Below are 13,920 nucleotides of genomic sequence, written 5' to 3'. Positions count from 1 at the left end.
CCCCGTACTTGAATTCCCGCCGCGGGCAATGAACCCGGGTATTTTTTTTCGCCAACGCCACCCCCCCCACGCCAACCCCCCGGCTCGGTGAGCCGGGGCTTTCGCGTGCGTGGGGTCTTGCGGGTCAGACGTTCACACCGTGCTGGCGCAGGTACGCGACGGGGTCGATGTCCGAGCCGTAGTCGGGGCCGGTACGGGCCTCGAAGTGGAGGTGCGGGCCCGTGACGTTGCCGGTGGCTCCGGAGAGGCCTATCTGCTCGCCGGGGGTGACGTCCTGGCCGACGGAGACGCCGATCGAGGACATGTGACCGTACTGGGTGTACGTACCGTCCTTCATCTTGATCACGACGTTGTTGCCGTACGCGCCGCCCCAGCCGGCCTCGACGACGGTGCCCATGCCGACCGCGTGCACCGAAGTGCCGCTGGAGGCGTGGAAGTCGATGCCGGTGTGGCTTCCGGAGGACCAGAGTCCGCTGCCGGCCTGGTAGGCGGTGGAGACGTACGAGCCGGAGATCGGCGACACGAAGCTGTTCAGGCGCTTGCGCTCGGCCTCGCGAGCGGCGCGCTCCTTGGCCTCGCGCTCCTTCTCGGCCTTCTCGGCGGCCCGCTTCTTGGCCTCCGCCTCGGCCTTGCGCTTGGCCTCCTCGGCCTTCTTCTTGGCCTCGGCCTCGGCCTTCGCCTTGGCGGCGGCCTTCTGCTGCGCGGTGGCCTGCGCGTCGATCTGCTCGGCCAGGGAGTCGCCGATGGCGACGGCCTGCGTGAGGCCGTCGTGCGGCGCTGTCGCGGTGTCGGCGGCGAGGGCGGGAGCGGCGAGGCCACCCACCACGCCCGTCGTGGTGATGGCGGCGACGCCCGCGAACTGAGCGGTGGTGCGCGTCAGGCGGCTGGGACGGCGGTGCTTCCCGGTGGCACGGGTGAACCCCATGAAGTGGCTGGTCCTTTCCTTCCTTCTCGCCTACCGGGTTAGCTGACGGGTTCGGAGCAGGAAGGTCTCCTACGGGCCCCTCCCCTTGCGGGAAGAGCGCCCGATTCACCCCAGGGACTTCGGTGGGTCCCCGGCTCCCCTGGCTCGCACCACGGGGACTCGGCGATGACTGTCCGGTGTCGCGGGCGCGACGTACGTCTGGCGAACAGCCGGAGGGAACGCTAAGCGGGGCGTCTTTGAATCAACAAACAGAACCCGACTTTTGTAGCGCACGCCACAGGGCAGACAGGCAACCACTACGCCAATACGGACATTTGGGAACGTGTGGTGATTGGGGGTGATCGTGACCGACACCACGAAGCCCCGGCTGCCGGGAGCGGCGCCGGGGCTTCGGACGTGCCGCGGGAGACGAACTCAGCCCGCGACCACAGTGACCTCGCCGATACCGAGCGCCTTCACCGGCTCCTCGATCTGCTCGGCGTCGCCCACCAGGATCGTCACCAGGCGGTCCGCGGGGAACGCGCTCACGACGGCGGCCGTGGCCTCCACGGTGCCCGTGGCGGCCAGCTGCCGGTACACCTGCGCCTGGAAGTCGTCCGGCAGGTGCTGCTCGACCTGGTCGGCGAGGGTGCTCGCGACGGCCCCCGCGGTCTCGAACTTCAGTGGGGCCACACCCACCAAGTTCTGTACGGCGGTGTCCCGTTCGGCGTCCGTGAGCCCCTCGGCCGCGAGCGTGCGCAGGACCTTCCACAGGTCGTCGAGCGCGGGCCCGGTGTTCGGCGTGTCCACCGAGCCGCTGATGGCGAGCATCGCGGCGCCGCTGCCGTCGGGCGCGGAGCGCAGCACCTGGGCGAAGGACCGCACTCCGTAGGTGTAGCCCTTCTCCTCGCGCAGTACGCGGTCCAGGCGCGACGTGAGAGTGCCGCCCAGGCAGTACGTGCCGAGGATCTGCGCGGGCCACACACGGTCGTGCTTGTCCGGTCCGACCCGCCCCATGAGCAACTGCGTCTGCACAGCGCCGGGGCGGTCCACGATGATCACGCGGCCGGTGTCGTCGGCGACGACCGGCGGCACGGGGCGCGGCTCCGCGGTGTCGCCCGTCCAGGCGCCGAGCGTGTCGGCGAGCAGGGCGTCCAGGTCGACGCCCGTCAGGTCACCCACGACGACGGCCGTCGCGGCGGCGGGGCGTACGTGCCGGTCGTAGAAGGCACGCACGGCCACCGCGTCGATGGCCGAGACGGTCTCCTCGGTGCCCTGGCGCGGGCGCGACACGCGCGCGTCGGCCGGGAAGAGCTGCTTGGAGAGCTCCTTGGCGGCGCGCCGGGCCGGGTTGGCGCTCTCGTGCGGGATCTCGTCCAGCCGGTTGCGGACGAGGCGCTCGATCTCGCTGTCGTCGAAGGCAGGGGCGCGCAGGGCGTCGGCCAGGAGGGTGAGGCCCTTGGCGAGCCGGGAGGCCGGCACTTCGAGGGAGGCACGGACGCCGGGGTGGTCGGCGTGCGCGTCCATCGTGGCGCCGCAGCGCTCCAGCTCAGCGGCGAACTCCTCGGCGGAGTGCTTGTCGGTGCCTTCGTTGAAGGCCCGCGCCATGATCGTCGCGACGCCGTCGAGGCCCTTCGGTTCGGCGTCCAGCGGCGCGTCCAGGTGCACCTCCACGGCGATGACCTGCTGGCCGGGCCGGTGGCAGCGCAGCACCGTCAACCCATTGGGGAGCGCGCCGCGCTCCGGGGCCGGGAACGCCCAGGGCTTGGGCTCGCCCGCCTGCGGCCGGGGGTGGAAGTCCATGTTCGCGAGCTGCTCGGTCACTGGCCCGCCTCCTCAGCGTTCTCGGCGTTCTCGGTGTCGGCGGGCGCGGTCGGCTCGTACACGAGGGACGCGCGGTTGTCGGGGCGCAGGCACGCCTTGGCGATCTCCTGGACGTCCTCGGCGGTCACGTCCAGGACGCGCCCCACGGCGGTCAGGGCGAGCTGCGGGTCACCGAACAGGACGGCGTAGCGGCACAGCTCGTCCGCGCGTCCTGCGACCGTGCCCAGGCGGTCCAGCCACTCACGCTCCAACTGGGCCTGGGCGCGCTCCATTTCCTCGGGGCTCGGGCCCTCTTCGGCGAACCGGGCGAGCTCCTCGTCGACGGCAGCCTCGATGACCGGCACCTCGACGTCTCCGGAGGTCTTCACGTCCAGCCAGCCCAGGGAGGGCGCTCCGGCGAGGCGCAGCAGACCGAAACCGGCCGCCACGGCGGTGCGGTCACGGCGTACGAGCCGGTTGTACAGGCGCGAGGACTCGCCGCCGCCCAGAACGGTGAGGGCGAGGTCGGCGGCGTCGCACGCACGCGTGCCGTCCTGCGGGAGCCGGTAGGCGGACATCAGGGCGCGTGCCGGTACCTCCTCCTCGATGACCTCGCGCTGCTGCTCGCCGATGACCTCCGGGAGCGCGCCGTCGCGCGGGGCGGGCTTGCCGTCGTGGCCGGGGATGGAGCCGAAGTACCGCTCGACCCAGGCGAGCGTCGCCTCGGGGTCGATGTCGCCGACGATCGACAGCACCGCGTTGTTGGGCGCGTAGTAGGTGCGGAAGAAGTTCCGCGCGTCTTCAAGGGTGGCCGCGTCCAGGTCGGCCATGGAGCCGATGGGCGTGTGGTGGTACGGGTGCCCCTCGGGGTACATGAGGGCGGTCAGCTTCTCGAACGCGGTGCCGTAGGGCACGTTGTCGTAGCGCTGGCGTCGCTCGTTCTTCACGACGTCCCGCTGGTTCTCCATCGACTCGTCGTCGAGGGCCGTCAGGAGCGAGCCCATGCGGTCCGCCTCCAGCCACAGCGCGAGCTCCAGTTGGTGGGCGGGCATGGTCTCGAAGTAGTTGGTGCGCTCGAAGCTCGTCGTACCGTTGAGCGAGCCGCCCGCGCCCTGGACGAACTCGAAGTGCCCGTTGCCGTGCACCTGCTTCGAGCCCTGGAACATCAGGTGCTCGAAGAGGTGAGCCAGGCCCGTACGGCCCTTGACCTCGTGGCGCGAGCCGACGTCGTACCAGAGGCAGACCGCCGCGACCGGGGTCAGATGATCCTCGGAGAGCACCACACGCAGGCCGTTGGCCAGCCGGTGCTCGGTCGCTGTCAGGCCGCCGGAGCCGGCCTCGGCGGTGGCCGTGTGACCCATGGGCATGTACGTCCCTTCGATCGCGGTGCAACGCGAATACGCAGTGAGCTCTGGACTGCGGCAGGTCCTGGAACACTGAACTGCTGCAAGTGCTGCCACTGTATGCAAGCGTGCTGGCACCTGGCGAAGTTCCCGCCGGAGCTACGCCGTGAGCGAGCAGGCGGCCCTCCCGGGGCCGTGCGACACCCGGTACTGAAGGGCCGCGAGCGGCGTTGTCAGTGCGGCGGTCCACAATGGTCCGCGACAGTTCCCGTTCATGTAACCGTTCTTGTAGGTGAAGGAGCCGCAGCCGCGATGGCCCGCCGCAGCACGAAGACCCCGCCGCCCGACGACTTCGAGGAGAAGATCCTCGACGTCGACGTGGTCGACGAAATGCAGGGCTCCTACCTGGAGTACGCGTACTCGGTCATCTACTCACGCGCCCTGCCCGACGCCCGCGACGGGATGAAGCCCGTCCACCGTCGGATCGTTTACCAGATGAACGAGATGGGCCTGCGCCCCGAGCGCGGCTACGTGAAGTGTGCCCGCGTCGTCGGCGAGGTCATGGGTAAGTTGCACCCCCATGGCGACTCGTCGATCTACGACGCACTGGTGCGCCTCGCCCAGCCGTTCTCCATGCGCGTCCCGCTGGTGGACGGGCACGGGAACTTCGGCTCCCTGGGCAACGACGACCGCCCGGCCGCCATGCGGTACACGGAGTGCCGTCCGGACGCCGCCGCGAGCCTGATGACTGAGTCGATCGACGAGAACACGGTCGGCTTCGTCTCGAACTACGACGGCCAGGAGCAGGAGCCGCTCGTCCTCCCGGCGGCGTACCCGAACCTGCTGGTGAACGGCTCGTCGGGCATCGCGGTCGGCATGGCGACTAACATGGCGCCACACAACCTGGGTGAAGTGATCGCCGCCGCGCGGCACTTGATCCGACACCCGGGCGCGGACCTCGACACGCTCATGAAGTTCGTTCCCGGGCCCGACCTGCCGACGGGCGGCCGGATCGTCGGCCTGTCCGGCATCAGGGACGCGTACGAGACCGGCCGCGGCACGTTCAAGATCCGCTCGACGGTCTCCGTGGAGAACGTGACGGCGCGCCGCAAGGGCCTCGTCGTCACCGAGCTGCCCTTCGCGGTCGGCCCCGAGAAGGTCATCACGAAGATCAAGGAACTGGTCGGTTCCAAGAAGCTCCAGGGCATCGCCGACGTGAAGGACCTCACGGACCGCGAGCACGGCCTGCGCCTGGTCATCGAGATCAAGAACGGCTTCGTGCCGGAAGCCGTCCTGGAGCAGCTCTTCAAGCTGACGGCCATGGAGGAGTCCTTCGGCATCAACAACGTGGCGCTGGTGGACGGCCAGCCGCTCACCCTCGGCCTCAAGGAACTCCTCGAGGTCTACCTGGACCACCGCTTCGACGTGGTGCGCCGCCGCAGCGAGTTCCGCCGCAGCAAGAAGCAGGACCGGCTCCACCTGGTGGAGGGCCTCCTCGTCGCCCTGGTGGACATCGACGAGGTCATCCGCATCATCCGGGACAGCGACAACAGCGCGCAGGCCAAGGAACGCCTGATCGAGCGCTTCTCGCTGAGCGAGATCCAGACGCAGTACATCCTGGACACGCCGCTGCGCCGCCTCACCAAGTTCGACCGCATCGAGCTGGACGCGGAGCGCGACAAGCTCAACGGCGAGATCGACGAGCTGACCGGCATCCTCGACTCCGACTCCGAGCTGCGCAAGCTGGTCTCCTCCGAACTGGCCGCCGTGGCGAAGAAGTTCGGCGACGACCGGCGCACGGTGCTCCTGGAGTCGGCGGGCGCCCCGGTGTCGGCGGTTCCGCTCCAGGTCGCCGACGACCCGTGCCGTGTACTGCTCTCCTCGACCGGGCTCCTTGCTCGTACGGCGAACGGCGATCCCTTCACCGAAGCTGAAGACACCAAGCGCACGAAGCACGACGTGATCGTCTCCTCGATCCCCGCGACGGCTCGCGGTGAGATCGGCGTCGTCACATCCGAAGGGCGCCTGCTGCGCCTGAACGTGGTCGACCTGCCACAGCTCCCGGACTCGGCCGCCGCGCCGAACCTCTCCGGAGGCGCCCCGGTCGCCGAGTTCCTCTCCTCCCTGGAGGCGGACGAGACGGTCGTGTGTCTCATGACCCTGGACGAGTCCTCGCCCGGACTGGCGGTCGGCACCGAACAGGGAATCGTGAAGCGCGTGGTGCCCGACTATCCGTCCAACAAGGAGGAACTGGAGGTCATCACCCTCAAGGAGGGTGACCGCATCGTCGGCGCCGCGGAGTTGCGCACCGGTGAGGAAGACCTGGTGTTCATCACGGACGACGCACAACTGCTGCGCTTCCAGGCCTCCATCGTGCGCCCACAGGGCCGCGCGGCGGGCGGCATGTCCGGCGTGAAGCTCGCGACGGGCGCAAAGGTCATCTCGTTCACGGCGGTCGACCCGGCAGTCGACGCGGTGGTGTTCACCGTGGCCGGCTCGCGCGGCACGCTGGACGACTCGGTGCAGACGACGGCCAAGCTCACACCGTTCGACCAGTACCCGAGGAAGGGGCGTGCCACGGGTGGCGTCCGCTGCCAGCGCTTCCTGAAGGGCGAGGACTGTCTGAGCCTGGCCTGGGCAGGACCGGCACCCGCGCGTGCGGCGCAGAAGAACGGCACGCCGGCGGAGCTGCCCGAGATGGACCCGCGCCGCGACGGTTCGGGCTTGTCCCTGCCGAAGACGGTGGCGGCGACGGCGGGGCCGGTCTAGGGCCGGGACTGGTCTAGGGCGCGTAGTCCGCGACTTCCTCCGCCTCGCCCTTGTCCTGCACGTAGCGGAGAACGCCCCACATGGCCTGCTCGTCGGCGGCATGTGGGGCGTCGCTCGTGGCGGCACCCTTTGCGGCATCCAGCTGCTTGCCGAGGGCGGTCGCGTCGATGCCGGATCCGATCAGCACGAGCTGTGTGAGGCGTTCCTCGCCGCTCGGCCACGGCTCCGGGTAGAACCGCAGAAAGCGCCCCACGGCATGCACGGCGTACCGGTTACCCGTGTCGCCCGCACCGAAGTCGACATATCCCTTGATGCGGTAGAGACCCTCGGGCCTGCCGTCGAGGAACGCGATCAGTCGTCGGGGGTCCATAGGCACTTCGGAGGTGAACGCGACGCTGTCGTAGGCGGCGTGCAGATGCCCGCCGTGCACCCCGCAACTGTCACGGTCGCCATGATCGTCATGCCTGTGCAGATCATCGAAGGACAGCTGCCCGATCCGCTCCTCGGTGGGGCGGCAGTCGAAGAGCAGCGCCGGGTCGATGCGCCCGTACGACGCGGACACCACGGCGGCCCGGCCGGCCGCGGCCCGCACGGCGCCCAGGACCCGCTCACGGTCGTCCGGGCCGACGCGGTCGCCCTTGTTCACCACGACCAGGTCCGCGATCCCCAGGTGCCGGTCCACCTCGGGGTGCTTCTCGCGGGTGGCGTCGAACTCGGCGGTGTCGACGACCTCGATCAACCCTCCGTACACGATCCGCGGGTTGTCACTGGCCAGCACCATACGCACGAGTTCTTGAGGCTCCGCGATGCCACTCGCCTCGATCACGATGACGTCAATGGCGTGCATGTCATTGACGGGCCGAGTCAACTTATCGAGATACACGTCAAGTTCACTGGCATCCACCGCGCAACACAGACATCCGTTGCCGAGCGCGACCGTCGAGTCGCCCAGCTGCCCGGCGACAGCCATCGCGTCGATCTCGATGGCCCCGAAGTCATTGACGATCGCCCCGATCCGGGTGCCCCCGCTGCGGTGCAGCAGATGATTGAGCAACGTGGTCTTCCCCGACCCCAGAAAGCCGGCAAGGACGACGACGGGGATCTGCTGCGGGCTGGCCTTGCTCAACTCGACCTCTCTCACACCGACCCGCACGCCGCGGCACGCGCCGCAGCGCACGCCGGTTCAGGGTCCGGCTCTCGTACGAAGAATGAATGCCGCCCCAGGATACGAGCGGGCGGAAAGGCCGCGAAGTGAACGATTGCTAACGGCGCGCGCTGGGCACACGTTTGACATGGCGCCGGTTTTCGCGAACTGAGCATCCACCCGTGCGCCTCCTCTCCGCCTCCCCGCCGGTCAGAGCCGCCCGGCATCCTGGGAGTCGGCAAGCGCGCCGCCCACCGCCGCCGGTCTCCGTCTCCGTCGCCCCGCATCCGACGACCGGCGCACGGTCGCCTGAATCGGGGGTTGACATGACCACACAGAGCCAAGGAATGTGCCGGACGGTAGTCGCCGCTGCCGTGGGCGGACTCGCGGGTGGCACCGCGACACATCTGTGGCATCGCTTCGGACCGGGCACGAAGTCGGCCTCGCAGGAGCGCCGCCGCCTGGCCCGCGCACATCAGCAGCGCATGCACTGGGAGTTGCTGAGCAAGGCGATCGACGACCCGGCCCTCGCGGTCGTGATCGACAACTACGGCCTGGACCTCACTCCACAGAAGCGGCGTCAGTACATGTACGCCAACCTCTGGTACATCAACGCCTTCCACAATTACGAGTCCGGCCTGCACGACCAGCGCGAACTGTTCGGCATCCTTCGGGAGCTGTTCCAGAGCCCACACATGCGCGAGTACTGGGAGGCCACGCGCCCCCACCGCGCCTCCCTGGACCCTTCGTCCAGCGAGGCAGAGATCGGCCGCATGGCAGAGGCCCTGTTCCACGAGATCGAGGCCGCCGCGGACACGGAGGAGTGGTGGGTCGTCGGCGAGCCACCGTTGGACTGACGGGATTCCCCCGAAGCGGTGAAGTTGCACGGCAACTCCCCCTGGCGAAAGGCGAATCGGTGTCCGCAGGCCCCATGCGACGCACTAATGTGGCGACGTAACGTCGCCCCGAGAAGGAATCCGGTTCCCTTGAAGATCGTACGCCGCATCGGGGTGCCCCCGAGCGCACGCGGAAGCAGCTCCGGCGCCACCTGCCCCGATGTCTTCGAACTCAGCGATGGGAACTTCGCCGTGATCGGGACAGAGGCCACCGCGGACCTCAGACGTGAACTCCCCTCGGACGCCGGGGTCGCCGACTACGAGCGCATCGTCATCGTGAACCGGGAGACGCTCGTACGCGCCAAGGGGGACATCCCGGACAACTGACGACCGTAGGCGGATTCCGTCAGGACAGCATCCGAGGCCCGGCAGCAGCGCCCGCCGGGCCTTCGTCGCGCCTCTCACCTCGCAGTGCCTCCTCCCCGCCCCGGTCGGAAGCGGCGGAGGAGATCCGCGCCACAAGGTCTTCGACCAGGGCCGACGGGCCCGTACCGTTCTGAGCCATGAGCTCCACTTCTCCTGCCCGTCGGCTGCGCTTCGGCCTCCCTAAACGGGTGTTCGCCCAGGTGCTGCTGATGCAGGTGGCGATCGCCGCGGGGGTGGCGGTGCTGGCGACGGGGCTGTTCCTGGCGCCACTGAGCGACCAGCTCGACGACCAGGCGATGCGCCGGGCTCTGGCCATCGCGCAGACCACGGCGGCGGAGCCTCGGATCGCCGAGGAGCTGCGTTCCTCGCGGCCGAGCCCGGACGGTCCCGTGCAAGCCGCGGCGGAGCGGATCCGCCGGGCCAGTGGCGCCGAGTACGTCGTGATTCTGAACCGGGAGGGCGTGCGCTGGTCGCACACCGATCGCACCCGGATCGGGCACGTCGTGTCGACGGACCCCAGCGAGGCGCTGGCGGGCCGCGCGGTCATGGAGATCGACGACGGGACGCTCGGCCGCTCCGCGCGCGGCAAAGTCCCCCTCAAGGCCCCGGACGGGGCCATCGTGGGCGCCGTCTCGGTCGGCATCGAGTACGACAGCGTCCGCGCGCGCCTCATCCACGCCATCCCGGGGCTGTTCGCGTACGCGGGAGGAGCCCTGGCCGTCGGGGCGCTCGCCGCGTATCTGATCTCGCGGCGGGTCCAGCGGCAGACCCGTGACCTGGCCTTTTCGGACATCTCTGCACTGCTGGCCGAGCGTGAGGCCATGCTGCACGGTATTCGCGAGGGGGTCGTGGCGTTGGACCGTGGCGGGCGGATACGCCTGCTCAACGACGAGGCGCAGCGGCTGCTCGGCGTGGACCCGAAGGTGATCGGACAGCCGCTGGACGAGGCGCTGGGGGCGGGGCGTACGACGGATGTGCTCGCGGGGCACGTCTCCGGGACCGACCTGCTCACCGTCCGCGGGCAGCGCGTCCTGGTCGCGAACCGGATGCCCACCGACGACGGGGGCGCGGTCGCCACCCTGCGCGACCGCACCGAGCTGGAGCAGCTGGGCCGCGAACTCGACTCCACCCGCGGCCTGATCGACGCCCTGCGCGCGCAGGACCACGAACACGCGAACCGCATGCATACGTTGTTGGGCCTTCTGGAACTGGAGATGTACGAGGAGGCCGTGGACTTCGTCGGCGAGGTGGCGGGGTCGCGCCGGGTGACCGCGGAACAGATCACCGAGCGGATCGAGGACCCACTGCTCTCCGCCCTGCTGGTGGGCAAGGCGACCGTGGCCGCGGAGCGTGGTGTCGCGTTCGGCATCTCCGGGGACACCTGGCTGCCGGACCGCCTCGTCGACCCGCGCGGCCTCGTCACGATCGTCGGCAACCTGGTGGACAACGCCATGGACGCGGCCTCCGGTTCGGGTCAGCACGCGCGCGTGGAGGTGGTCCTGCGGGCCGAGGGCCGTAGTGCGGTCCTACGGGTACGCGATTCGGGTCCTGGCGTCCCCGCCGACCAGCGGGAGAGCGTCTTCGTGGAAGGCTGGTCCACCAAGGAGCCACCGGCCCACGGCAAGCGCGGCATCGGGCTCGCCCTGGTGCGCAGGTTCGCCGAGCGGCAGGGCGGCGCCGCCGAGGTGACCCGGTCGCCGCTGGGGGGCGCCGAATTCGTCGTCGTCCTGCCGGAGGCTCTCACCGTGGACGTGCTGGACGTGCCGGATGTGACCGAGGAGGCCCGATGATCGACGTACTGGTCGTGGACGACGACGTCCGCGTGGCCGACGTCAACGCCGCCTATGTGGCGAAGGTTCCCGGCTTCCGTGTCGTGGCGACCGCACACAGTGCGGCGGAGGCACTCGACCGGATCGAGGAGCTCCATGTCGATCTGGTGCTGCTCGACCACTATCTGCCGGACCGGACGGGCCTGACACTCGCGCGGACGGTCCGCGAACGCGGCCACCAGATCGACGTGATCATGGTGACCGCGGCGCGCGACGTGGGGACCGTACAGGCCGCGATGCGTCACGGGGCGCTGCAGTACCTGGTCAAGCCGTTCTCGTTCGCGGGGCTGCGGGGCAAGTTGGAGGCGTACGCGCGGCTGCGGCGCACCCTCGATGGCGGCGGCGAGGCGGAGCAGGCGGAGGTCGACCAGATCTTCGGCGCGCTCTCCGCCGGGCCCGCGCCCGAACTGCCGAAGGGGCACTCGCCCACCACCGCCGAGCTGGTCCGCCGGGCCATGATGACCGCTGAAGGCCCCCTCTCGGCACAGGAGTTGGCTGATGCCACCGGGCTGAGCCGGCAGACCGCCCAGCGCTACCTCAAGCTCCTGGAGCGGACCGGGCGGGTACGGCTGAGCCTCAAGTACGGCGACACCGGGCGGCCCGAGCACCGCTACGAGTGGGCCGCCAGCCGCTGACTCCCCAGGGGGCCCCTCAGACCGCCCCCGCGCCCGTCAGCGCCCGCACTTCGGTCTCCGCGTGCTTGGCATCGTCCGGCTCCTCGGGGGAGGTCACGGTGCCCAGCCAGCCCGCGAGGAAGCCGAGCGGAATCGAGACGAGCCCGGGGTTCTCCAGCGGGAAGTACTGGAAGTCCACGCCGGGGAACAGCGACGTGGGGCTCCCGGAAACCACCGGGGACAGCACCACGAGCACCAACGCGGGCACCAGGCCGCCGTACACCGACCACACAGCGCCCCGCGTGGTGAAGCCCCGCCAGAACAGCGAGTAGAGCAGCACGGGCAGATTGGCCGACGCGGCGACCGCGAACGCGAGCCCGACCAGGAACGCCACGTTCAGGTCCCGCGCGAGCAGCCCGAGGCCGATCGCGACCACGCCGACACCGGCCGCGGCGATCCGCGCCACCGCGACCTCGCTCCACTGCCTGCCACCGGGCCTTCCGTCGGGGCCGCCGTTACGGAGTGAGGCGTACAGGTCGTGCGCCACGGAGGCCGAGGATGCCAGCGTGATCCCGGCGACGACGGCGAGGATGGTGGCGAAGGCGACCGCGGCGACGATCGCGAACAGCACCGTGCCACCCGTGGAGTCCGCGCCGCCGCCCAGGTCGAGGGCGAGCAGCGGTACCGCCGTGTTCCCCGCGGCATTCGAGCCCCGTACGGCCTGGGGGCCCACGAGAGCCGCGGCACCGAACCCGAGCACGATCGTCATCAGGTAGAAGCTGCCGATGAGCCCGATGGACCACACGACCGAGCGGCGCGCGGCCCGCGCGGTCGGCACGGTGTAGAAGCGCGACAGGATGTGCGGCAGACCCGCCGTGCCGAGCACGAGCGCGAGGCCCAAGCTGATGAAGTCGAAGCGAGCGGTCCAGCTCCCGCCGTACTTCAGACCGGGCACGAGGAAGTCCGATCCGTGCCCGCTGCGCGCCGCGGCGGTGCGCAGCAGCTGGTCGAAGTCGCCGTGGAAGCGCGCCAGGACGAGCACCGTCAGGACGATCGCCCCGCCCATGAGCAGGACGGCCTTCACGATCTGGATCCACGTGGTGGCCCGCATCCCTCCCATCGACACGTAGATGACCATGAGCGCGCCCACGCCGACGACGGTCCAGGCCTGCGCGGCGCCACTCGCCTTCCCCAGCAGCAGCGCGACCAGACTTCCCGCACCCACCATCTGCGCCACCAGATAGAGAACGGACACGGTGACCGAGGAAGTTCCCGCGGCGATGCGCACCGGCCGCTCCCGCATCCGGGCCGCGACGACGTCGGCGAGCGTGAACCGGCCGCAGTTGCGCACCAGTTCGGCCACGAGGAAGAGGACCACGAGCCAGGCCACAAGGAAGCCGACCGAGTACAGCAGCCCGTCGTAGCCGAACAGTGCGATCAGACCGGAGATACCGAGGAAGGACGCGGCCGACATGTAGTCACCCGCGATGGCGAATCCGTTCTCCATGGGCGAGAACAGCCGGCCGCCCGCGTAGAACTCCTCCGCCGAACCGTGTCGCTTGCGGCTCGCCCAGGTCGTGATGGCGAGCGTGACCGCCACGAACGCGCTGAACAGGACCAGCGCCAGAGTCTGGTGCGCCCCGGTCACAGTCGGCCACCCTCGCCAGGCGCAGTACCGTTCACGCGCGCTTGCTCGACGATGCCGCGCGTCATCTCCTGTGTGTCCCAGCGCAGTTCGAGTGCGGCGCGATCGCGGCGCAGCCGCGCATGGCGCGCGTACAGCCACGTCAGCAGGAACGTACTGGCGAACTGCCCGAGGCCTGCCACCATCGCCACGTTCACGACGCCCGCGACCGGTTGGGCCATCAGGCCGGGCGCCGTCGTGGCGGTCACGACGTACGCGACGTACCAGGCGAAGAAGAGCGCGGTGGCCGGGACGACGAATCGCCGGTAGCGCCTGCGCACCTCCTGAAACGCCGCGCTGCGCTGCACCTCCAGGTAGACCCCCGCCGCGCTCCGCTCGGACGGTACGGCCGGGGCAGGCACAGCAGCCACTTGCACGCCCGGGCCGCGCCAATCACCCCATTCCGAGTCCGGCTCGCCGTACCAGGGATCGCCGCTGCCCCTCGTGGCAACGGCCCTGGGCCGCGCGGCCGCGCGCCCGTCGTGCTTGTCCACCGAACTCTCCTTGTCCGCGGCCCACTGCGGCCGCGGACCAAGGATGGACAGATCGGGAAGATCCCGGACGCTCT

The 13,920-nt window shown here is 70.0% G+C and carries 11 protein-coding genes and 1 riboswitch; of the genes, 5 read left to right on the top strand and 6 right to left on the bottom strand.

Features of this window, described 5'->3' with window-relative positions; translation table 11 throughout:
- Nucleotides 1-124: 124 nt before the first annotated feature.
- From ABT004_RS09040 to ABT004_RS09030, 3 genes are all read right to left on the bottom strand, one after another.
- On the bottom strand, nucleotides 125-925 hold the full coding sequence (locus ABT004_RS09040; protein WP_351333074.1) for a M23 family metallopeptidase: 801 nt from the start codon (nucleotides 923-925) through the stop codon (nucleotides 125-127).
- Nucleotides 926-938: 13 nt separating this feature from the next.
- Nucleotides 939-1,100, bottom strand: a riboswitch (cyclic di-AMP (ydaO/yuaA leader).
- Between the two features lie 239 nt (nucleotides 1,101-1,339).
- Nucleotides 1,340-2,707, bottom strand: coding sequence for a M16 family metallopeptidase (locus ABT004_RS09035; RefSeq protein ID WP_351333107.1), 1,368 nt, complete (start codon nucleotides 2,705-2,707; stop codon nucleotides 1,340-1,342).
- Nucleotides 2,708-2,724: 17 nt separating this feature from the next.
- The gene (locus ABT004_RS09030) at nucleotides 2,725-4,068 is read right to left on the bottom strand and encodes a M16 family metallopeptidase (protein ID WP_351333105.1); all 1,344 of its coding nucleotides are present in this window, start codon (nucleotides 4,066-4,068) and stop codon (nucleotides 2,725-2,727) included.
- 294 nt (nucleotides 4,069-4,362) lie between these two features.
- On the opposite strand from ABT004_RS09030, the gene ABT004_RS09025 reads away from it, so the two are divergent.
- Nucleotides 4,363-6,819: a DNA gyrase/topoisomerase IV subunit A gene (locus ABT004_RS09025; protein WP_351333072.1), complete on the top strand. Its 2,457-nt coding sequence runs from the start codon at nucleotides 4,363-4,365 to the stop codon at nucleotides 6,817-6,819.
- 13 nt (nucleotides 6,820-6,832) lie between these two features.
- Here ABT004_RS09025 and ABT004_RS09020 read toward each other — a convergent pair whose 3' ends face one another.
- Nucleotides 6,833-7,945: a CobW family GTP-binding protein gene (locus ABT004_RS09020; protein ID WP_351333070.1), complete on the bottom strand. Its 1,113-nt coding sequence runs from the start codon at nucleotides 7,943-7,945 to the stop codon at nucleotides 6,833-6,835.
- A 344-nt stretch (nucleotides 7,946-8,289) separates the two neighbouring features.
- On the opposite strand from ABT004_RS09020, the gene ABT004_RS09015 reads away from it, so the two are divergent.
- The 4 genes from ABT004_RS09015 (at nucleotide 8,290) to ABT004_RS09000 (ending at nucleotide 11,689) form a co-directional block, all read left to right on the top strand.
- A complete protein-coding gene (locus ABT004_RS09015) occupies nucleotides 8,290-8,820 on the top strand; it encodes a DUF6082 family protein (RefSeq protein ID WP_351333068.1) in 531 nt (176 codons plus the stop codon).
- Between the two features lie 129 nt (nucleotides 8,821-8,949).
- Nucleotides 8,950-9,186, top strand: a complete 237-nt coding sequence (locus ABT004_RS09010) for a hypothetical protein (RefSeq protein WP_351333065.1) — start codon at nucleotides 8,950-8,952, stop codon at nucleotides 9,184-9,186.
- Between the two features lie 176 nt (nucleotides 9,187-9,362).
- Nucleotides 9,363-11,015: a sensor histidine kinase gene (locus ABT004_RS09005; protein WP_351333063.1), complete on the top strand. Its 1,653-nt coding sequence runs from the start codon at nucleotides 9,363-9,365 to the stop codon at nucleotides 11,013-11,015.
- Nucleotides 11,012-11,689 (top strand): response regulator, encoded by a 678-nt coding sequence (locus tag ABT004_RS09000; protein WP_351333061.1) that lies wholly within the window; start codon nucleotides 11,012-11,014, stop codon nucleotides 11,687-11,689. The genes ABT004_RS09005 and ABT004_RS09000 overlap by 4 nt, the downstream gene beginning before the upstream one ends.
- Before the next feature lie 16 nt (nucleotides 11,690-11,705).
- Here the strand turns inward: ABT004_RS09000 and ABT004_RS08995 are convergent, their stop codons facing one another.
- Together ABT004_RS08995 and ABT004_RS08990 are read right to left on the bottom strand one after the other, a co-directional pair.
- The gene (locus tag ABT004_RS08995; protein ID WP_351333058.1) at nucleotides 11,706-13,316 is read right to left on the bottom strand and encodes a monocarboxylic acid transporter; all 1,611 of its coding nucleotides are present in this window, start codon (nucleotides 13,314-13,316) and stop codon (nucleotides 11,706-11,708) included.
- Entirely contained in the window at nucleotides 13,313-13,846 is a 534-nt protein-coding gene (locus ABT004_RS08990; RefSeq protein ID WP_351333055.1) for a DUF485 domain-containing protein, read from the bottom strand. Before ABT004_RS08990 ends, ABT004_RS08995 begins: the two co-directional genes overlap by 4 nt.
- Nucleotides 13,847-13,920: the final 74 nt, after the last annotated feature.

The organism is Streptomyces sp. NPDC002790 (genome assembly GCF_040295505.1).
Lineage (GTDB): Bacteria > Actinomycetota > Actinomycetes > Streptomycetales > Streptomycetaceae > Streptomyces.
The sequence above is the reverse complement of the archived record's forward strand: the minus strand, read 5'-3'. Positions and strand labels throughout refer to the sequence as shown.